This window comes from Ruegeria sp. YS9 (assembly GCF_024628725.1).
GTDB lineage: Bacteria > Pseudomonadota > Alphaproteobacteria > Rhodobacterales > Rhodobacteraceae > Ruegeria > Ruegeria atlantica_C.
The window spans coordinates 2,801,273-2,819,023 of sequence record NZ_CP102409.1; the positions used below are offsets into that span (position 1 = coordinate 2,801,273).

The 17,751-nt window shown below is 59.3% G+C and carries 21 protein-coding genes; 9 read left to right on the plus strand and 12 right to left on the minus strand.

Annotated elements, in window-relative coordinates; all coding sequences use genetic code 11:
- Positions 1-17: 17 nt before the first annotated feature.
- The gene (locus NOR97_RS14195; RefSeq protein ID WP_257599507.1) at positions 18-236 is read left to right on the plus strand and encodes a hypothetical protein; all 219 of its coding nucleotides are present in this window, start codon (positions 18-20) and stop codon (positions 234-236) included.
- Between the two features lie 226 nt (positions 237-462).
- Here NOR97_RS14195 and NOR97_RS14200 read toward each other — a convergent pair whose 3' ends face one another.
- Positions 463-1,113 carry a peroxiredoxin gene (locus NOR97_RS14200; RefSeq protein WP_117871788.1) on the minus strand — a complete coding sequence of 217 codons (651 nt, stop codon included), beginning with the start codon at positions 1,111-1,113 and terminating at the stop codon, positions 463-465.
- A gap of 213 nt (positions 1,114-1,326) precedes the next feature.
- Between NOR97_RS14200 and NOR97_RS14205 the strand changes: the two genes are divergently transcribed.
- Positions 1,327-2,766 carry an aldehyde dehydrogenase family protein gene (locus tag NOR97_RS14205; protein ID WP_257599508.1) on the plus strand — a complete coding sequence of 480 codons (1,440 nt, stop codon included), beginning with the start codon at positions 1,327-1,329 and terminating at the stop codon, positions 2,764-2,766.
- 59 nt (positions 2,767-2,825) lie between these two features.
- Here the strand turns inward: NOR97_RS14205 and NOR97_RS14210 are convergent, their stop codons facing one another.
- Both NOR97_RS14210 and NOR97_RS14215 read right to left on the minus strand, forming a co-directional pair.
- Positions 2,826-3,263 carry a glyoxalase superfamily protein gene (locus NOR97_RS14210; RefSeq protein WP_374041586.1) on the minus strand — a complete coding sequence of 146 codons (438 nt, stop codon included), beginning with the start codon at positions 3,261-3,263 and terminating at the stop codon, positions 2,826-2,828.
- Positions 3,264-3,437: 174 nt separating this feature from the next.
- On the minus strand, positions 3,438-4,289 hold the full coding sequence (locus tag NOR97_RS14215) for a bifunctional helix-turn-helix domain-containing protein/methylated-DNA--[protein]-cysteine S-methyltransferase (RefSeq protein ID WP_257599509.1): 852 nt from the start codon (positions 4,287-4,289) through the stop codon (positions 3,438-3,440).
- Positions 4,290-4,405: 116 nt separating this feature from the next.
- On the opposite strand from NOR97_RS14215, the gene nth reads away from it, so the two are divergent.
- From nth to NOR97_RS14235, 4 genes are all read left to right on the plus strand, one after another.
- Positions 4,406-5,050 (plus strand): endonuclease III, encoded by a 645-nt coding sequence (nth, locus tag NOR97_RS14220; protein WP_257599510.1) that lies wholly within the window; start codon positions 4,406-4,408, stop codon positions 5,048-5,050.
- Positions 5,047-6,036: an adenosine kinase gene (locus NOR97_RS14225; protein ID WP_257599511.1), complete on the plus strand. Its 990-nt coding sequence runs from the start codon at positions 5,047-5,049 to the stop codon at positions 6,034-6,036. Before nth ends, NOR97_RS14225 begins: the two co-directional genes overlap by 4 nt.
- A gap of 345 nt (positions 6,037-6,381) precedes the next feature.
- Positions 6,382-6,588 (plus strand): cold-shock protein, encoded by a 207-nt coding sequence (locus NOR97_RS14230; RefSeq protein WP_257599512.1) that lies wholly within the window; start codon positions 6,382-6,384, stop codon positions 6,586-6,588.
- 146 nt (positions 6,589-6,734) lie between these two features.
- The gene (locus NOR97_RS14235; RefSeq protein ID WP_257599513.1) at positions 6,735-6,863 is read left to right on the plus strand and encodes a hypothetical protein; all 129 of its coding nucleotides are present in this window, start codon (positions 6,735-6,737) and stop codon (positions 6,861-6,863) included.
- 27 nt (positions 6,864-6,890) lie between these two features.
- Here the strand turns inward: NOR97_RS14235 and NOR97_RS14240 are convergent, their stop codons facing one another.
- Together NOR97_RS14240 and NOR97_RS14245 are read right to left on the minus strand one after the other, a co-directional pair.
- Positions 6,891-7,739 (minus strand): AbiJ-NTD4 domain-containing protein, encoded by an 849-nt coding sequence (locus NOR97_RS14240; protein WP_257599514.1) that lies wholly within the window; start codon positions 7,737-7,739, stop codon positions 6,891-6,893.
- A 98-nt stretch (positions 7,740-7,837) separates the two neighbouring features.
- Complete coding sequence (locus NOR97_RS14245; RefSeq protein ID WP_257599515.1) at positions 7,838-8,323, minus strand: RNA pyrophosphohydrolase; 486 nt, start codon at positions 8,321-8,323, stop codon at positions 7,838-7,840.
- Positions 8,324-8,460: 137 nt separating this feature from the next.
- On the opposite strand from NOR97_RS14245, the gene NOR97_RS14250 reads away from it, so the two are divergent.
- A complete protein-coding gene (locus tag NOR97_RS14250; RefSeq protein WP_257599516.1) occupies positions 8,461-10,488 on the plus strand; it encodes an NADPH-dependent 2,4-dienoyl-CoA reductase in 2,028 nt (675 codons plus the stop codon).
- Positions 10,489-10,509: 21 nt separating this feature from the next.
- On the opposite strand, the gene NOR97_RS14255 is transcribed toward NOR97_RS14250, so the two are convergent.
- Both NOR97_RS14255 and NOR97_RS14260 read right to left on the minus strand, forming a co-directional pair.
- Complete coding sequence (locus NOR97_RS14255; protein ID WP_306977576.1) at positions 10,510-11,118, minus strand: LysE family translocator; 609 nt, start codon at positions 11,116-11,118, stop codon at positions 10,510-10,512.
- A gap of 99 nt (positions 11,119-11,217) precedes the next feature.
- Positions 11,218-11,658, minus strand: coding sequence for a DUF4399 domain-containing protein (locus tag NOR97_RS14260; protein ID WP_257599517.1), 441 nt, complete (start codon positions 11,656-11,658; stop codon positions 11,218-11,220).
- 227 nt (positions 11,659-11,885) lie between these two features.
- On the opposite strand from NOR97_RS14260, the gene NOR97_RS14265 reads away from it, so the two are divergent.
- Entirely contained in the window at positions 11,886-12,791 is a 906-nt protein-coding gene (locus NOR97_RS14265) for a LysR family transcriptional regulator (RefSeq protein ID WP_117871765.1), read from the plus strand.
- A 52-nt stretch (positions 12,792-12,843) separates the two neighbouring features.
- Here the strand turns inward: NOR97_RS14265 and NOR97_RS14270 are convergent, their stop codons facing one another.
- Positions 12,844-13,761, minus strand: coding sequence for a hydrogen peroxide-inducible genes activator (locus NOR97_RS14270; RefSeq protein WP_257599518.1), 918 nt, complete (start codon positions 13,759-13,761; stop codon positions 12,844-12,846).
- Positions 13,762-13,859: 98 nt separating this feature from the next.
- Here NOR97_RS14270 and NOR97_RS14275 point away from each other — a divergent pair, with 98 nt between their 5' ends.
- Positions 13,860-14,822 carry a sodium-dependent bicarbonate transport family permease gene (locus NOR97_RS14275; RefSeq protein ID WP_257599519.1) on the plus strand — a complete coding sequence of 321 codons (963 nt, stop codon included), beginning with the start codon at positions 13,860-13,862 and terminating at the stop codon, positions 14,820-14,822.
- Here the strand turns inward: NOR97_RS14275 and NOR97_RS14280 are convergent.
- From NOR97_RS14280 to NOR97_RS14295, 4 genes are read right to left on the minus strand one after another with little or no spacing between them, the layout of a single operon-like run.
- Positions 14,815-15,717 carry an OmpA family protein gene (locus tag NOR97_RS14280; RefSeq protein WP_257599521.1) on the minus strand — a complete coding sequence of 301 codons (903 nt, stop codon included), beginning with the start codon at positions 15,715-15,717 and terminating at the stop codon, positions 14,815-14,817. The genes NOR97_RS14275 and NOR97_RS14280 overlap by 8 nt on opposite strands.
- Entirely contained in the window at positions 15,714-16,271 is a 558-nt protein-coding gene (locus NOR97_RS14285; RefSeq protein ID WP_170346797.1) for a peroxidase-related enzyme, read from the minus strand. Before NOR97_RS14285 ends, NOR97_RS14280 begins: the two co-directional genes overlap by 4 nt.
- 30 nt (positions 16,272-16,301) lie before the next feature.
- A complete protein-coding gene (locus tag NOR97_RS14290) occupies positions 16,302-17,012 on the minus strand; it encodes a GNAT family N-acetyltransferase (protein ID WP_257599523.1) in 711 nt (236 codons plus the stop codon).
- Entirely contained in the window at positions 17,009-17,731 is a 723-nt protein-coding gene (locus NOR97_RS14295) for a molybdopterin-binding protein (protein WP_170346715.1), read from the minus strand. The genes NOR97_RS14290 and NOR97_RS14295 overlap by 4 nt, the downstream gene beginning before the upstream one ends.
- Between the last annotated feature and the right edge of the window lie 20 nt (positions 17,732-17,751).

The following is a 17,751-nucleotide window of genomic DNA, read 5'->3' on the forward strand; positions in this document are numbered from 1 at the left end:
TTTCTTATGGGCCGGGTGTGGCGCTGGACGATACCGACACCACTTTGGCCGCCCAGCCGATCGCCGGTGTGGCATATGACATCAACGCGTCGACAACGCTCACCGTTGACGCCCGTTACGCCCGTGCCTTTGATGTACTGTCGCAGCGCCTGGCCCCCAACGGAGCTTTGACCGGCAACGTAGAGGACGATCTGGATTCATTCAGCGTCAGTTTCGGACTTCGCCATAATTTCTGATTGCTTCGGGTGTCAGGTTTCTCTCCGGTTTCCTGCCCCTTTTTGCCCTCGCGCCTCAGGTGCGGGGGCACCCGGAAAACCCGAAAAACGCAGCACGCGCTGGACATACCGGCAGTCGCCCGGCCTGCAACAACCGCCCGCTTCATCTGGCTAAAAATATCCTCGGGGGGAATCGTGCCGGCAGGCACGATGGGGGGCAGACAGCCCCCCTGACCCGGCAACCGGCTTACGACGGCGCTTTGGTCTTGCGCAGATAGGGGAAGATCGTTTCGAACTCACCAAACTTGGCCTTGGCGTCTTCGTTCGACACGGTTGGCGGGATGATCACGTCTTCGCCCGGCACCCAATTGGCAGGTGTCGCGACCCCCTTGGCCGACATCTGCAACCCATCAAGCGCGCGCAAGATTTCGGCAAAGTTCCGGCCCACGGTCATCGGGTACGTCATCGACAGCTTCAGCTGCTTGTCCGGGCCGATGATGAAGACCGAACGCACCGTGGCACTGTCGGCCGGTGTGCGGCCATCGGGCAGATATGCTTCGGCGGGCAGCATGTCGAAAGCCTTGGACACGGCCAGACCTTCATCGGCGATGATCGGAAAACCGGGGTTGGCCTTGCCGTATTCCTCGATGTCCTTCTTCCACTTCTTGTGGTCTTCGACACCATCGACTGAAACGCCGATCACCTTGGTGTTGCGCGCGGCCCATTCGTCATTCAACTGCGCAACGGCCGAAAACTCGGTGGTGCAAACAGGTGTGAAATCCTTTGGGTGCGAGAACAGAATGGCCCAGCTGTCGCCAATCCAGTCGTGGAACTGAATGGTGCCCTGATCCGTTTCTGCCGTGAAATTCGGAACGGTGTCGTTGATACGCAAACCCATGGGGCATCTCCTTTTCTGTGAAAAACCTGAGTCGGTCGTCTGGAACCTAATCACTTTGCGCGCAGGTTAAACCAGCCATCGTATCCAGAGATACGGATTTCGTGAGCCTGACCGAAAAAAAATTTGATCAAATTCACTATTGCTCAGCCTGTGCATGGGTGACAGAGTGGCCCCGAACAGCCGGCTTCAGGCGAACCTTCAGGAGGGCTCAGGATGATCGAAAAGCGGGATTTCTACATTAACGGTCAGTGGGTCGCCCCGTCGCAGCCCAATGACTTCGAGGTCATAAACCCCTCGACCGAAGAGCCCTGCGCAGTAATCTCGCTTGGGGCCGAAGCCGACACGAATGCAGCCGTTGCCGCAGCCAAATCCGCCTTGCCAGGCTGGATGGCCACGCCGGTGGAAACCCGCATCGCGCTGGTGGAAAAACTGGCCGAACTCTATGCAAGCCGGTCAGAGGATCTGGCGCAGGCGATGTCACTTGAAATGGGCGCCCCGATCGATCTGGCGCGCGCGGCGCAGGCTGGTGCCGGCATCTATCATCTGAAGAACTTCATCCGCGCCGCCAGAGGGTTTCAATTTGAACGCCCGCTGGGGGATCATGCACCGAATGATCGCATCATTTACGAGGCGGTTGGCGTTGCCGCTCTGATCACGCCGTGGAACTGGCCGATGAACCAGATCACGCTCAAGGTGGGTGCTGCCTCGATTGCGGGTTGCACGATGATTCTGAAACCGTCGGAACAAAGCCCGCTGAACGCGATGATCTTTGCTGAGATGATGGACGAGGCAGGCTTCCCGCCCGGTGTGTTCAATCTGGTCAACGGCGACGGGGCGGGTGTTGGTTCGCAGCTTTCGGGTCATCCGGATGTGGACATGGTCAGCTTCACCGGTTCGACCCGCGCAGGCACCGCGATTTCCAAAAACGCGGCTGATACCCTCAAGAAAGTACATCTTGAGCTTGGAGGAAAAGGGGCCAACGTCATCTTTGAGGATGCGGATGAAAAAGCGGTCAAGCGCGGGGTGTTGCACATGATGCAAAACACCGGCCAGAGTTGTAACGCCCCCAGCCGGATGCTGGTGCAGCGCCCGATCTATGACAAGGCTGTGGAAACCGCGGCCGAAGTTGCAAACATGGTCAAGGTTGGCCCTGCCCCAGAGGAAGGCCGCCACATCGGTCCGGTTGTGAATGACGTTCAGTGGAGCAAAATTCAGGACCTGATCCAGAAGGGCATCGATGAAGGGGCGCGGCTGGTTGCAGGCGGCACCGGACGACCTGAGGGGCTGAACAAGGGTTACTATGTCCGCCCCACGGTCTTTGCCGATGCAAACAACCAGATGACCATCGCCCGCGAAGAAATCTTTGGCCCGGTTCTGACCATGATCCCCTTCGACACCGAAGAGGAAGCTGTCGAAATCGCCAACGATACGCCCTATGGCCTGACGAATTATGTTCAGACACAGGATGGTGCGCGAGCCAATCGCATGGCGCGGGCTCTGCGGTCGGGCATGGTCGAAATGAACGGACAATCGCGCAGCGCGGGCTCACCGTTCGGCGGCATGAAGCAATCCGGCAACGGGCGGGAAGGCGGCGTCTTCGGGCTTGAGGACTTCCTTGAAGTCAAAGCCGTCAGCGGCTGGGCCGCAGAGTAACTTCACCTGCGAAGCAGACAGATTGGGCGGGGCAACGCGGTTGCCTCGCCCATAACGCTTTATACAGGCCGCACCACAAGCTGGGGTTCGCCATCGGACGTGTGGCGTCGGGACCGACCGTCCCACCCGATCTCTCCGGTGACGCGTTGCCGAAATGCAGAGAAACTGTCAAAGCGCACCACATCTACCGGCGTGTCGAAATGCAGGGTCACTCGGCGACGCGCGCCATCGCCCAGCATGGTCATACCGCGAATTTCGGCCGTGAACGCCTGACCCAGATAGCGCCCTTCAACCCGATCACCCACGCGCAGATGCATCCGGTTTCCGGCCATTGCATGCAAGGTGTTCCAGTCTCGAACACCATGCTGATGGGCCAGCAGTTCCAATGCCGCGCTGTGCGACAGCAAAACGCCCTTCGTCTTCAATTCTTCCCGCAGGCGTTTCGCCTGCGCTTTCAGCTCTTCAACCGGAGCAACGGTTCGGGATCGTGTCATCATGTGCCTCGTTTCCTTGAACGGGCGCGAAATCAGGACGGGGCTCGCATTTCCATCCGCGCGCCGGGAAAGGGCAACAGATGCTTTTCAAACCGGGTTTCACCAAAGCCTATGGCCGCGAACGGCAGGGGACCCGAACCTGAGGTGCCTTTTGGCAGCGGTCAGGCCGTCTGTCAATCAGGCGTCTGCCTGCGCCGCCTCGTAGGCCAGCATGGCACGCTTGACCGGCAAGCCCCAGTGATAGCCTCCCAGGCCACCTGATTTGCGCAAGGCACGGTGACAGGGGATCAGCCAACTGACCGGGTTGCGGCCAACTGCCGTTCCCACGGCGCGAACGGCTTGCGGCGAGCCGACCCGCTGGGCGATCTCGGAATAGGTCGTGACCTGCCCGGACGGGATATGCATCAGCGCTTCCCACACCTTGATTTGCAAAGGTGATCCGATCAGGAAAACCGGTGTTGGCTCCAACCGGTCGCTGGCAGCGCCAAAAGCACTCAGCGCCCAAGGACGCAGGCGCATCGGATCTTCGACGAACGTCGCCTTGGGCCAGCGCGAGATCATATCTTCCATCGCGGCCTCTTCGCCGGTCTCGGCCCCGAAGGCCATGCCGCAGATGCCCTTGTCGGTACCCATGACCAGCGCGGGGCCAAAGGGGCATTCGAACCACCCCCAATAGATCGTCAGACCTTCGCCCTTGCGGGCATATTCGCCGGGGCTCATGGATTCCCACTTCAGGAACAGATCATGCAGACGTCCGCTACCGGACAGGCCCACATTGTGTGCAGTTTCCAGTGTTGTGAACCGTTCGCGCAGCAATGCCTTCGCATGGCCCAGTGTCAGGTATTGTTGGTACCGTTTTGGCGACACTCCGGTCCAACGCGAGAACAGGCGCTGGAAATGGGCCGGGCTCATATCCATCTGGCGTGCCAGCTCATCAAGGCTCAGGCCCTCGCCGCCCTGATCAATCAACTCGATTGCGCGGCGCATGACGTTGTAATGGTATCCGCTTTCCGGGGTCTGGACGTTCATGGTTCCACCTCATCTTCTGACAAAACCATAGCGCGCAGGCCACGCTGCCGCGACCCGGAACTTGCGCATTGGCTTTGGGCTTGTGTCAGAGCCCGGTGGACGGCATTAAGACCCGGATGGCAAAGCAACTCGACTATCATACGATCCGCGAGATTTTCACGCGCTTTCAGGAGGCCGACCCGGAACCCAAGGGCGAGCTGGAGCATGTGAACGTCTATACTCTGGTCGTCGCCGTGGCCCTTTCGGCGCAAGCCACGGATGCGGGCGTCAACAAGGCGACGCGCGACCTGTTCAAGATCGCCGACACGCCGCAAAAGATGCTGGATCTGGGCGAGGAAGGCCTGATCGAGCACATAAAAACCATTGGCTTGTTCCGCCAGAAGGCCAAGAACGTCATCAAGCTCAGCCGTATCCTGGTTGACGAATATGGCGGCGAGGTTCCCAATTCCCGGGCTGCCCTGCAATCCCTTCCGGGTGTGGGCCGCAAGACGGCCAACGTGGTTCTGAACATGTGGTGGCGACAACCGGCGCAGGCGGTGGACACCCATATCTTTCGCGTCGGCAACCGCACCGGCATTTGCCCGGGCAAGGATGTGGACACGGTCGAACGCGCCATCGAAGACAATATTCCTGCTGACTTTCAACTCCATGCGCATCACTGGCTGATCCTGCATGGCCGGTACCACTGCAAGGCGCGCAAGCCGCAATGCCCGACCTGCATCATCCGTGATCTCTGCCAATTCGAGGACAAAACCCAATGAAGACTTATCAACTGACCGGCATCGGAAATGCCGTTGTGGACGTGATTTCCCAGGCCGATGACAGCTTTCTGGAGCTGATGGGCATCGAAAAAGGCATCATGCAGTTGATCGAACAGGAACGCGGCGAGGTGCTGTACGCCTCGATGGAAAGCCGCGTTCAAACGCCGGGCGGCTCGGTGGCCAATACCATTGCGGGCGCAGGCGCGCTTGGGCTGGATGCGGCCTTCATCGGCCGGGTTCACGATGACGCACTGGGCCGGTTCTATGCAGATGCGATGAACGAGGATGGCGTCGATTTCGTGAACCCACCAGTTCCGGGTGGTGAATTGCCCACGTCACGCTCGATGATCTTTGTCTCGCCCGATGGTGAGCGGTCGATGAACACCTATCTGGGCATTTCCTCGGAACTGTCGTCTCAGGACGTCTCGCAAGAGGTCGCTGGAAACAGCCAGATCATGTTCCTCGAGGGGTATCTGTTCGACAAGGAAAAAGGCAAGGCGGCATTCCTTGAGGCCGCGCGCGCCTGCCACAAGGGTGGCGGCAAGGCCGGCATCGCCATTTCCGACCCGTTCTGCGTGGAACGTCACCGGGTCGATTTCCTGCTGCTGATCGAAAATGAGCTGGATTTCGTGATCGGCAATGAGGCCGAGATCAAATCCCTGTTCGAAACTGACGATCTGGAAGACGCATTGGCCAAGACGGCCGCGATCTGTCCGCTGGTGGTCTGCACCCGCTCGGGCGACGGTGTGACCGTTCTGAACGGCGACACCCGCATTGACGTACCGGTTGAAAAGGTTGTCCCCGTTGATGCAACAGGTGCGGGCGACCAGTTTGCGGCGGGCTTCCTGTTCGGCATGGCGACGGGCCGCGATTACGAGACCTGCGCCAAGATTGGCAATGCCTGCGCTCGCGAAGTGATCAGCCATATCGGCCCCCGCCCTGAAGCGAACATGCTGGAATTGCTGCGGGAAGAGGGGTTGGTTTGAGCCATGATCGGCCCTAGCACGCCAACCTGAGGCTGCCGTAATCATGCATCGTGCCATGCCGAGCAGAGCAAACACTCCGCCCTGTCCGTCTGATGGCCCGTTCCGGATGGGGCCGGGTTCAGGGTGATCTCGGCCAACCGGTCGGCCCCGACCTGTTCAGAGTGACGTAGGGTAAAACACGAATAAGGATGGTCAAGGCGTCTGCGATCGGTCAGAAGGGGCGGGCTACGTTACTGCTTTCGATCCCCTGCTTTCCCTACCGGACTTCAGCGAACTCGATATAGGCCGACTGCGCCACGCTGTTGCAATTCCGCGAACAGGTTGAAAAATACAGGAGATCTCACGATGGCCAATGGCACCGTGAAATGGTTCAACACCACCAAAGGCTTCGGCTTCATTGCACCCGAAACAGGCGGCAAGGACGTTTTCGTCCATATTTCCGCCGTCGAGCGTTCCGGCCTGACCGGTCTGGCCGACAACCAGAAGGTTACCTACGACGTTCAATCCGGCCGCGATGGCCGCGAGTCGGCGGAAAACCTGCAGCTCGTCTGAGTGGACGATCCAAGATGGGAACGGGGCGTCTTTGGGCGCCCTATTTCGTTGTGGCACGATGTTTTCGGTCGCGCGCCTGTCGTTCCTGACGGGGTAGGTTCAAGCGCACTGTCGGCATTCCTCACCCCTGCGTTGCGCTGGCCGCGATGATCGGCAGCTCGGCTTGGTTGCTGGCCCATGATCTGGCGGCCCGCATCCGCGAGGTGACCGGCCATATCGGCCCGCGGCCGGAGGTGACCATACCGGAATTGTTGCGGGAGGAAGGGTTGGTTTGAGGGGTGGGTGCGAGCGACTAGACTTCCCTATTCCCCTGCGCTACGCATGATCAAATAGGATACGAACGATGCGCAAGCGCCTAGCATGAAGAGCGCATCGGCTTCGTCTACTTGGGCTTCGTCTTTAAAAACAAGCGCATGTCGCACGCCTTCTTCGTCACTGGCGTATCCATAGAGCGTGCTGAAGGCGGATTTCAGACTGCCGTGAAGGTAACCCTCCTTTTCTAGTTTGGATAGCGCGGGACCAAGCGTGGTGGCTTTAGGGACCAGCATTAGTGCCATCGCCTCCACGGCATGGATGCTTTCCCTCACTGAACTAGACCAGTTGCCAGCTCGGATTTCCACACCTGCATCAATCAAGTGCTTTCGAGCCGCAACTGCTCCAGAAGCTTCTGTCGCCGCAATAGCCACTTCGAAAGCTTCAGCCTGCTGTTCGGTTCCGATGGCGACAATTTGGTTTTCGATAATCCGGTAGGCCGCCTTGGCTGAAACAAAGGCAGTGGACAGATCTTGTTTCAATTCGCTGCTGGACTTCGGATGCCGAACAAAGAATTCTACCAAGTCAAAAAGTCTGCCGATTTCAGCAGCCTTAATGTATTGGTCGAGAACCTGCCTAAGTTCATAAGGACTGTTAGTGAAAGTGTTTGAGGATTTCCGAAAGAATAGCACATGCAAGTCTTTTGCTACGCGCTTCCAATCTCCGTCAAAGTAGGAGCTGTCTACTCCAAAGCATTCTTCGCGCTCAATCTCTAAGTCTAGATAATAGTAGAACAACCGGCGCAATTCGCTGGAAACCTCTCCGAGTCCCAACTGTGGTGGTCGCTGGGCCAAACCGGTGCGTTGAGAAAACGGAATGTACGTATCTTCAGTACTCATAGAAGCTCCATTTTGACTAACGTCCAAGGCGTTTCGTCCTTATGCATATCCAGATCAAAACAGTCCAACAGTCAACGGCTCAAAAAGGACTGAGTCGCCTATTCTAAATACCTCCCAAACGCCTCCATCACCCGCTCGTACACGTCCCGCTTGAAGGGCACGATCTCGGCGATCAGGCGGTCGGGGTCCTGCCATTTCCAGCGGGTGAACTCGGGGTGATCCGTCTGGATGTCGATCTGGTCGTCGGTTCCCAGAAACCGCATCAGGAACCATTTCTGCTCCTGCCCGCGAAAGCGGCCCTTCCAGATGTGGGGCACGATGTCATGCGGCAGGTCATAGGGCAGCCAGCCCTCGGTCTCGGCCACGATTTCCACAAGATCACCGGTTACGCCGGTTTCCTCCCACAGCTCACGCAAGGCCGCATCACGAGGGTCTTCGCCCTTGTCCACACCGCCCTGGGGCATCTGCCAGGCGTCCTCGAACCGGTCGTTGCGCTGGCCGACGAAGATCTGGCCCTGATCGTTCATCAGCATCAGCCCAACGCAGGGGCGATAGGGCAGTTTGGCGATTTCTTCGGGGGTCATGCGCGGCCTCATCGTGTTGTTTCGCCCACCTCTAGCAATCACCGGCGCAACAGCAAAGAGGGTGACGTGGGGTTTCGCGTGACAAAGTTTACGCGAACGTCAATCTATCACGCAAATTCAGGAGGGAGAGTTTTGCCATGACTGTGTACCCAAACATGCTGGCACCACTGGATCTGGGCTTTACCACGTTGAAGAACCGGGTCCTGATGGGCTCGATGCATACCGGGCTGGAAGAAACCGGCGACTGGAACCGGGTGGCCGAGTTCTATGCCGCCCGCGCCCGCGGCGGCGTGGCGCTGATGGTCACGGGCGGCATCGGGCCGAACCTGGAAGGCTCGGTCCTGCCCGGCGCTGCGATGATGACCAGCGACAAGGATGTGGTCAACCATTCCATCGTCACCGACCGGGTGCATCAGGCGGGCGGTAAGATCGCCATGCAGATCCTGCATGCGGGCCGCTATGCCTATGGGCCGAAATGCGTGGCGCCCAGCCCGATCAAGTCTCCGATCTCGCCCTTTCCGCCGACCGAGCTGGATGAAGAAGGGATCGAGAAGCAGATAGGCGACATCGTCAACGCCGCCGTGCTGGCGCAGAAGGCGGGCTATGACGGGGTCGAGATCATGGGGAGCGAGGGGTATTTCCTGAACCAGTTCTTGGTGACCCATACCAACAAGCGCACCGACCGCTGGGGCGGGTCCTATGAGAACCGGATGCACCTGCCTCTGGAAGTGGTGCGCCGCACCCGCGAGGCGGTGGGGACCGATTTCATCATCATCTACCGGCTGTCGATGATCGACCTGGTGCCAAATGGCTCGACCTTTGACGAGGTGGTGCAGCTGGCGCAGCGGATCGAACAGGCCGGGGCGACGATCATCAACACCGGTATCGGCTGGCACGAGGCGCGGATTCCGACCATCGCCACATCGGTGCCGCGCGCGGCCTTTGCCTGGGTGACGAAGAAACTGATGGGCAAGGTGGGGATTCCGGTCATCACCTCGAACCGGATCAATACGCCGGACGTGGCCGAGCAGGTGCTGGCCGAGGGCTGCGCCGACATGGTGTCGCTGGCGCGGCCGATGCTGGCGGATGCGGATTTCGTGGCCAAGGCCATGGCCGGTGAATCGGCCAGGATCGCGCCCTGCATCGCCTGCAACCAGGCCTGTCTGGATCACACGTTCAGCGGCAAGCTGACATCCTGCCTGGTGAACCCGCGCGCCTGCCACGAGACCGAGCTGGTGATCGAAAAGGCCGCAACGCCCAAGCGCGTGGCCATCGTGGGCGCGGGCCCGGCGGGCCTGTCCACGGCGATGACAGCCGCCCAGCGCGGCCATGACGTGACCGTGTTCGACAAGGCCGACGAGATCGGCGGCCAGCTGAACATGGCCAAGCAGGTGCCGGGCAAGGAAGAGTTCTGGGGGCTGGTGGACTGGTACCGCACCATGCTCGACACGCTGGGCGTCAAGGTGGAACTGGGCCGCGCGGTCGGCGCCGATGATCTGACCGGGTTCGACGAGGTGGTGATCGCCACCGGCGTCAATCCGCGCGACCCGCAGATCCCCGGCGAGGACCGTGACAATGTCGTGAACTACATCGACGTGCTGCGCAACAAGGCCCCGGTGGGCAAATCGGTAGCCGTGATTGGCGCGGGCGGCATCGGGTTCGACGTGTCGGAATACCTGCTCGAGGAAGGCCACTCGCCCACCACCGACCTGCCCCTGTGGATGAAGGAATGGGGCGTCGCCGACCCCGAGCAGCACCGCGCGGGACTGGCGCCCGAAGGCCCGCAGCCCGAGGCGCCCAAGCGTCAGGTCACCCTGTTGCAGCGCAAGAAACAGGCGCATGGCAAGGGGCTGGGCAAGACCACCGGCTGGATTCACCGCGCGACGCTGAAGATGAAGAACGTGAACTTCGTCGGCGGCGTGAACTATGAACGCATCGACGACGAAGGGCTGCATGTCTCGTTCGGAGAAGAGCGCGCCGACCCGACCGTGATCAAGGCCGATACGATCGTGCTGTGTGCCGGTCAGGTGCCCGAGCGGTCGCTGGCCGACGCGCTGATCGAACGCGGCATCACCCCGCATGTGATCGGCGGCGCGGATGTGGCGGCGGAACTGGACGCCAAACGCGCGATCAATCAGGGCACACGCCTTGCCGCAGAGTTCTGAAGCCACTCGTTCAGAGTGTCTTCACTCCGACAGCGCGAGTTTTGCACCCAAGGCACCAAAAGCGGTTGCGAAACACCGCTTTATCCACGCCATCACAGCAGGGCGCCGGATTACATAGTCCCGCGCCAGTGCGGCGCATGCGCCATACCCGACAAAAACAACAAGTGTCATGGCCATGAAGGCCAGCGCCAGTTTGGTCAGTTCCATTCCTGCATTTGCTGAATTCGCTGGCAGGAATTGAGGCAGAAAGGCCAGGAAGAATAACGACAACTTTGGGTTCAAAACGTTGATCAGCGTTCCTCTAACGGCAACTCCAAAGTTGCTTTTTGCGGATTTCTCCGCCGCGACGTCCATGGCACCGCCGTCCTTCAGGATACCCCATGCCATGTAGAACAAGTACAAGACGCCAAGATATTTGATGAGTTGAAACGCGACGGCACTGGTGTGCAGCAATGCTGCAAGTCCGATGATGCTGGCCAAGGCCGCCGGAACGATCCCAAGTGTGCATCCGAAGGCTGCGGCGAGACTTGCGCGAAACCCGCGCCCAAGACCGACAGCCAAAGTATAGATGACGCCGGTACCCGGCAGCAAAACAACAATCAATGATGTGATGAAGAATTCCAGCGACATTATTACCCCCTGCAAATGCATGCAGATTCACTAAGTGCGCCGAAAATGTAAACGCCTTTCCATCACATGAACCGAACGGACGGTTTCAACGACCTGCGGCTATTCCACGGTGATCGTAATCACCTCGGATACAATCGGCGGGGAATGCGGCACATGCCCGGCGTCGCCCAGAACCAATTGCAGAGTGTGTTGGCCCGGCGACAGATCCAGTGTTACTTCGGTCTGACCGCCCCCGAAGTGCATGTGATGTTCGTCGGCGGGCAGACCATTGGCCAACTCATCCGCGCCATCCTCGCCCTCACCCAGCGGGGGACGGTCAAGCAACAGGTGGTGGTGCCCGGTGTTTTCTTTCTCGGTTCCGGCGGGTGCGATGCCCATGCCGCTGAGACCAAAGACAACCGTAACCGGTGATTGAACGGTATCGCCATCCGACAGGTTGACGAAATAGACCTTTGCATCGGGATTCGATGGGGTCTCTCCTCCGGCGTGTGCAATGCCCACCGAAAGGCAAAGCGCAGCAATGGCGAAAAAGGGTTTCATGATCTCCTCCCTGGTCACAAAAATGCCATTCTCAATGTGAGATCTTAGCGCGATTGCCTGAAAAACACAGCGTCACAATGCCTGCGGCGCGTTTGGAAACCACTGTTTCTACGTTTCCCATACGCAAACGATCCGATTCAAATCCCTGATATTATCCCATGTCTGCCCCGTTTCCGCCCAGATTCAGCGCCATATTCAGGACGGAAATCAAGATCTGGGGAACGAGTATGGACCGACTGACCGAAATGGAAGCCTTCGCCAATGTGGTGGACCAGGGTGGCTTCACCGATGCGGCCAAAAAGATGGGCATCTCCAAATCAGCTGTGTCCAAACACGTATCAAGCCTTGAGGCGCGCCTGGGAGCGCGGCTGTTGAACCGCACCACGCGCCGGGTTTCACCAACGGAAATCGGGCTGGCCTATTATGACCGCGCGCGGCGCGTGTTGAATGATGCCGGAGAAGCGGATTCACTGGTCACGTCAATGCAATCGGCCCCGTCTGGTCTTTTGCGCATCAGCGTCGCCACGGATTTCGGCGTCAATCACCTGTCGCCTGTTCTGTCCGAGTTCCTTGCAGCCTACCCCGACATCACCGTGAACATGGTTTTGAACAACCGCTATGTCGAGCTGATTTCCGAAGGATTTGACGTGGCCGTCCGCATTGGTGAGCTGGAAGACAGCACGCTGCGCGCCCGCAAACTGACCGAAACCGTCAAACGCATGGTCGCCGCGCCCAGCTATGTCGAAAGATTCGGCCGGCCACAGAAGATCGACGATCTGAACGAACACAAGCTGCTGCATTATTCCAGCCAGTCGTCGGGCAATGTCTGGAAACTGACCGCGCCATCCGGCGAAAAGCGTCAGGTTCGAACGGCCGGATGGTTGAGCGTGAACGATGGCCAATCCCTGTTGAACGCGGCGGTTTCCGGCCTGGGTATCGCGTATCTGCCCAGCTATCTTTATGCAGAAGCCCTGAAGGCTGGGCTGGTCGTCGATGCCATGCCGTCCCTGCCCGACGAAGTTCAAGGCGTTTACGCGGTCTACCCGCCGGGCCGCTTTACGCAACCCAAAGTACGGGCCTTCATCGATTTCCTCGTCGACTCTTTTCACGAGAAGGGTCCGATGGACTGGTAATTTCTCCCTGAAGACCAACTTTTGGCCCGCATGTGAAAGTGCGGGCCATTTTTTATGGGTCGATCACCGACAGCCCCATGGACCGGGCGGAAGAGCGCAGGCTGTCCGTCAGCACATTCTGACCCGGCGGCGGGGTCTCGGAACGGCGTGCCAACAGGGCGATATCGCGATTTGCATTGGCGATGGACAGCGGTCGCAAGCGCACTTCGTCGCGGTAGATCCCCTGTCTGCGAGCATAAAGATCAGGCAGTACCGCAACACCAACACCCGAAGCCGCCATCAGGACAATGGAATCAAGTGTCGTGCCTTCATACTCATCCGAAACCACCCCACCGCATTCTGCCGCCAATGCATAAACGATGCGCGACAGGCGGTGGCTTTGATCGAGGGTCAGGAAAATCCGGTTCTGAAGGTCTGCGGCACTGACACCCTGCAAATCCCGCGCCAGAACGTCATCAACGGCAACCGCGACCCAGAGAGGTTCGTTGAACAACCGGTGTTGCACGGTATTCGGATGGTCCTCGGGCGTGGACAGAATCAGATCGAATCGACCGGATTTCAGACCCTGTTCCAGATCCAATGTGTTTTCCTCGCGCACCACGATGCGCAATCCGGGGCGCAGCCGGTGCACCTGTTTGATGGCTTGCGGCAACAGATAAGGCCCGATCGAAGGCAAAACCCCCAGTCGCAACCTTCCTCCGACGGGCATATCGTTCGACATGGCGTGGCGCAGGTCCTTGACCTCTGCCAGGATCTTCTGCGCGCGCAAGATGAACTCTTCCCCCTTCGTCGTCACCTGGATTCCACCGCGGTTACGGTCAAAGATTCGAACGCCAAGCTCTTGTTCTACGGTCGCAATCTGCGTCGACAGGCTGGGCTGGCTGACATTCAAAACCTCGGCAGCCAAACTGAATCGCCCAAGGCGACTGACCGTAACGATGTATTCCAACTGTCGCAGTGTCGGGCGCATTTCATAGCCTGAAACTATTTATAACTTAGAAAGATAGTATTTGGCGAATTCCATTTTGCAAGGCACCCAACCCGAAAACGAGGGATCAGGAGTCAATTATGCCCGGAGTGATCGAAACACTGTCCAGCAATCTGCTGGTGCCGACCATATTGTTTTTTGCTCTTGGGCTTCTGGCGGCCTTTGTACGCAGTGACCTGTCCATTCCGGCGGGCGCGGCCAAGTTCATGTCGCTCTATCTGTTGCTGGCCATCGGGTTCAAGGGCGGTGCCAGTCTGGCCGCGCATGGCATTCACCTGCAACTGTTCCTGACTCTGCTGGGCGGTGTTGCCTTGTCCTTTGCCATCCCCTTCGTGGCCTTTGGCCTGCTCAGGGTGATGACAAAGCTGGATGCGCTGAACGCGGCGGCGGTTGCAGGGCACTATGGTTCGATCTCGATCGTCACCTTTGTCACCGCCACCAGCCTGCTGGATCTGGTGGGGCTGTCCCATGACGGGTTCATGGTGGCCGTTGCGGCTGCGATGGAGGTTCCTGCAATCCTGTCGGCACTTTGGCTGGCACACAAGACCGGAAGCAATGGCGTCAAGGATGACAAGCTGTGGCGTGATCTGCTGGCCAACGGCTCGATCGTGCTGCTTACCGGTGCTTTCCTGATCGGAGCCATCACCGGCGGCGAAGGCATGCAGATGATCGCGCCCTTCATCGTGACGCCGTTCACCGGTATTCTGTGCCTGTTTCTGCTGGATATGGGCCTGTCGGCAGGGCGCAGCCTGATCGGCAATCGAGACAAGCTGTCGGTTGGCCTGTTCGCCTTTGGTGTCTTGATGCCCCTGATTGGCGCACTGATGGCCTGGGCGGTAGGAGCCGTGATCGGATTGCCGCAAGGCAGCTTGTTCCTGTTCATGGTGCTGTCAGCATCGGCTTCGTATATCGCGGTTCCCGCCGCGATGAAGATCGCCCTTCCGAAGGCCGAGGCCGGGATCTATCTGACCTTGTCGCTGGGGGTGTCGTTTCCGTTCAACATCACCGTCGGGTTGCCGCTGTACCTGTGGTGGATCAGTTGACGAGCAATACGGCTTCGACCCGACGGTTCAGATCGCGCCCTTCCGGGGTTGCATTCGATGTAAGCGGAGACAGATAGCCGACACCCTGCGCTTCGATCCGGTCGGGTTCCACGCCATGTGCATCAATCAGGCGGGTTCGCACCGCTTCGGCCCGGCTTTTGCTGACCGCAATATTCGCCTGCAAGGCACCGGTATCGTCAGTGTGCCCCACCAGTGCCAGACGCGTTTCCGGGTTGTCGGTCAAATATCCGGCCAACAAGGTCAGTGAGTCAAACGGACCCTCGCCCAGGGCAACCTCGCCCGTAGGGAAATGCAGATCATCCAGGATCACGTGGCCCGTTGCCGCCAAGGCCTCCAGCACCCCGACCGAACCTTCTGCGGCTTGCTCGACCACCACAGGGTCCGGGTCCGGTGCATCTTGAGGCGTCACCCGGATCATCTGAACATAGCCATCCGGGGGGTTGCGGCTGACCAGCAGACTAAGGGCAACCGGCCCCTTGGTGGCCGACAGAAAACGGTAATCCTGAATGGCGACATACATATCCGGGGTTGGCACGACCTCGGTGCCAAAGCGAAAGTCGAAACCACCACAAACCCGCGCGTCGCATTCGAACAGGATCTTGTAGCCCTGCGCCTCGATCTGTTCCCGCAGCGGGGCGAGAAGCTGCAATGTCGTGCTCGACCCCGCCTGAAGCCGCCACGTAAAGCGTTCCACACGCCCTTCTAACGTTTCTGCGGGAACAGAGCCATTTGCATAAGGCCCCGTCGGCAGGTCATAGCTGTCCAGTGGCGACGTCCGGTCGCTGATCTGTCGGGCACTGGCCGGCAGGGTCAGGTCCTGCGCGGCAACAGATCCTGTCATCAGCAGGGCAACAAGGGCGGCGGTGCGGATCATCGAAACTGTGCGTGATATTCTTCGTTGGGCACCATCGCCGTTGCGCTGGCCACCCGGTTTGACATGTTGAAAAAACCGGCGACATTGGCGATGTCCCAGATGTCCCGGTCAGTGAATCCGGCGTCTCGCAATTTCTGTCGGTCGGGCTCTTCGATCTCGGCGCTGGCGGTGGTCATCTTTGCTGCGAAGTCCAGCATCGCCCGTTGACGCGGCTCAAGCGGCGCGACGCGGTAGTTCATCACCAGCATTTCGCCCAGTTGCGGATTGCCCGAAAGCTGACGCACTGCCGCCCCATGCGCGACCAGACAGTAGAAGCATTTGTTGATCGACGAGACGACGACCGCGATCATCTCGCGTTCCAGCTTGGTCAACCCGCTGTCAGCCAGCATCAGATCGTTATACATCGCGGTGAATGTGTTCAGCTTGTCGATGTCAAATGCGTTGGCTTTCAGCACATTCGGCACCATGCCCAGTTTTTCGACACAGATATCAAAATATTTCTGCGTTTCCGGCGGCAGCGGATCGACCATGGGCAGGTTCAGCGCGGTAGGCATGTCTTTTTGTGTCACGGCGACCTCTTCAGTTCAGACAAGATGACGGTAATGGTATTCGCCTGCGATCTCCATCCCGAGGGCGCGATAAAGACCGTTGGCGCCCTCATTGGCCTTGGTGCAGATCACGCTGAGGTTCTGCGCACCATGATCCCGCGCCCAGAATGCCGCTGCGCGCATGGTCCAGTGGCCCAGCCCCTGACGGCGATGTTCAGGAAGGATTTCAAGCGCGTGGACCATTGCAGTATCTGCATGCATCGCCACAAAAGCCACGCCGCTGGGTTTATCGTTGTGACGCAGCAAAAATCCTGTCTTGGGGCCCTTGGCGCGTTCCATCACCGCAATCCGCTTGGGTCCGATCCCGCCCGAGGCCCAGATGTCGCGCATGATCTCAAGCGGTTCCCAGATCGAAAACACCATGACCGGGGGGATTGGCTGAACGGTCAGACTGGAGACGGGGCAGACGTAGATGTTCACCGGGTCAAGAATATCATAGCCCCTCCGGGCCAGCATTGCATCCAGGGCCTCATCTCCGGGCCGCAGACAGAAGATGCGCTTTTGCCCCATGGCCAGCATCGCGGCCTCGGCGGCGTTGATATCGTCTTCATTGGCCGGGCCCAATGCACTGGCCGCAGACACCCGCGACCCTCCGCCCTGCCCCTCACGCAGCAGAAACGGGCCAAGCCGCTGATAGCGTGCGGCGGGCCATGTGCCATCAACTATGTCCGCCCAGGTGCCGCTCAAAGCTCAAGCTCTTTCGCCAAACGGGTGGTGGCCGCGTCGATCCGGCCCCCGTCGGTGCCGCGCACAACCACGTTGGCCCCGAAGGCACCGTTGATCTGAAACGGGTAGCACCCGATGGACAGGTCGCTGAAATCTTCGGCCAGGGCCGCCAGGGTTGCGGCGATATCACCTTCTCCGCGGTCCACACGCAGAGTTTGCGACAACAAAGGGCTGCCTCCGGTCAATGTTGGCAAAACGCTTGCCACCATCGCCTGAAAAACCGACGGCACACCTGCCATGACATGCACGTTCGCAAGCGTGAACCCGGGCGCCGTGGAAACCGGGTTTTCGATCAGCGTCGCACCGTCCGGAATACGCGCCATGCGCAAGCGGGCGGCATTCAGTTCCAGCCCGGATTTGTCGTAATGGGCCTGCAAGAGCGCACGCGCGTCATCGCGCACATCAATGGGTGTATCGAAAGCGCGGGCAATGCAATCGGCCGTGATATCGTCATGGGTCGGGCCGATGCCGCCGCTGGTGAAGACAGTGTCATAGGCGTCGGACAGCGCTTTGACGGCCGCTTCGATGGCAGGGGCGTCGTCGCTGACAATGCGGACCTCTTTCAGGTCGATGCCGTGTTTTGTCAGCTCCTGCGCCAGAAAGTGCATATTCGCATCGCGGGTGCGACCCGACAGGATTTCATCCCCGATCACCAGCATCGCTGCGGTTGGATTGGCCATGGCGCTGTCCCCCTCTTGAT

Excerpts from the sequence above, each read along its gene's own strand:
- NOR97_RS14200 (WP_117871788.1), bottom strand. The coding sequence starts at position 1,113 with ATGGGTTTGCGTATCAACGACACCGTTCCGAATTTCACGGCAGAAACG.
- NOR97_RS14205 (WP_257599508.1), top strand. The coding sequence starts at position 1,327 with ATGATCGAAAAGCGGGATTTCTACATTAACGGTCAGTGGGTCGCCCCG.
- NOR97_RS14210 (WP_374041586.1), bottom strand. The coding sequence starts at position 3,263 with ATGATGACACGATCCCGAACCGTTGCTCCGGTTGAAGAGCTGAAAGCG.
- NOR97_RS14215 (WP_257599509.1), bottom strand. The coding sequence starts at position 4,289 with ATGAACGTCCAGACCCCGGAAAGCGGATACCATTACAACGTCATGCGC.
- nth (WP_257599510.1), top strand. The coding sequence starts at position 4,406 with ATGGCAAAGCAACTCGACTATCATACGATCCGCGAGATTTTCACGCGC.
- NOR97_RS14225 (WP_257599511.1), top strand. The coding sequence starts at position 5,047 with ATGAAGACTTATCAACTGACCGGCATCGGAAATGCCGTTGTGGACGTG.
- NOR97_RS14230 (WP_257599512.1), top strand. The coding sequence starts at position 6,382 with ATGGCCAATGGCACCGTGAAATGGTTCAACACCACCAAAGGCTTCGGC.
- NOR97_RS14235 (WP_257599513.1), top strand. The coding sequence starts at position 6,735 with ATGATCGGCAGCTCGGCTTGGTTGCTGGCCCATGATCTGGCGGCCCGC.
- NOR97_RS14240 (WP_257599514.1), bottom strand. The coding sequence starts at position 7,739 with ATGAGTACTGAAGATACGTACATTCCGTTTTCTCAACGCACCGGTTTG.
- NOR97_RS14245 (WP_257599515.1), bottom strand. The coding sequence starts at position 8,323 with ATGACCCCCGAAGAAATCGCCAAACTGCCCTATCGCCCCTGCGTTGGG.
- NOR97_RS14250 (WP_257599516.1), top strand. The coding sequence starts at position 8,461 with ATGACTGTGTACCCAAACATGCTGGCACCACTGGATCTGGGCTTTACC.
- NOR97_RS14255 (WP_306977576.1), bottom strand. The coding sequence starts at position 11,118 with ATGTCGCTGGAATTCTTCATCACATCATTGATTGTTGTTTTGCTGCCG.
- NOR97_RS14260 (WP_257599517.1), bottom strand. The coding sequence starts at position 11,658 with ATGAAACCCTTTTTCGCCATTGCTGCGCTTTGCCTTTCGGTGGGCATT.
- NOR97_RS14265 (WP_117871765.1), top strand. The coding sequence starts at position 11,886 with ATGGACCGACTGACCGAAATGGAAGCCTTCGCCAATGTGGTGGACCAG.
- NOR97_RS14270 (WP_257599518.1), bottom strand. The coding sequence starts at position 13,761 with ATGCGCCCGACACTGCGACAGTTGGAATACATCGTTACGGTCAGTCGC.
- NOR97_RS14275 (WP_257599519.1), top strand. The coding sequence starts at position 13,860 with ATGCCCGGAGTGATCGAAACACTGTCCAGCAATCTGCTGGTGCCGACC.
- NOR97_RS14280 (WP_257599521.1), bottom strand. The coding sequence starts at position 15,717 with ATGATCCGCACCGCCGCCCTTGTTGCCCTGCTGATGACAGGATCTGTT.
- NOR97_RS14285 (WP_170346797.1), bottom strand. The coding sequence starts at position 16,271 with ATGCCTACCGCGCTGAACCTGCCCATGGTCGATCCGCTGCCGCCGGAA.
- NOR97_RS14295 (WP_170346715.1), bottom strand. The coding sequence starts at position 17,731 with ATGGCCAATCCAACCGCAGCGATGCTGGTGATCGGGGATGAAATCCTG.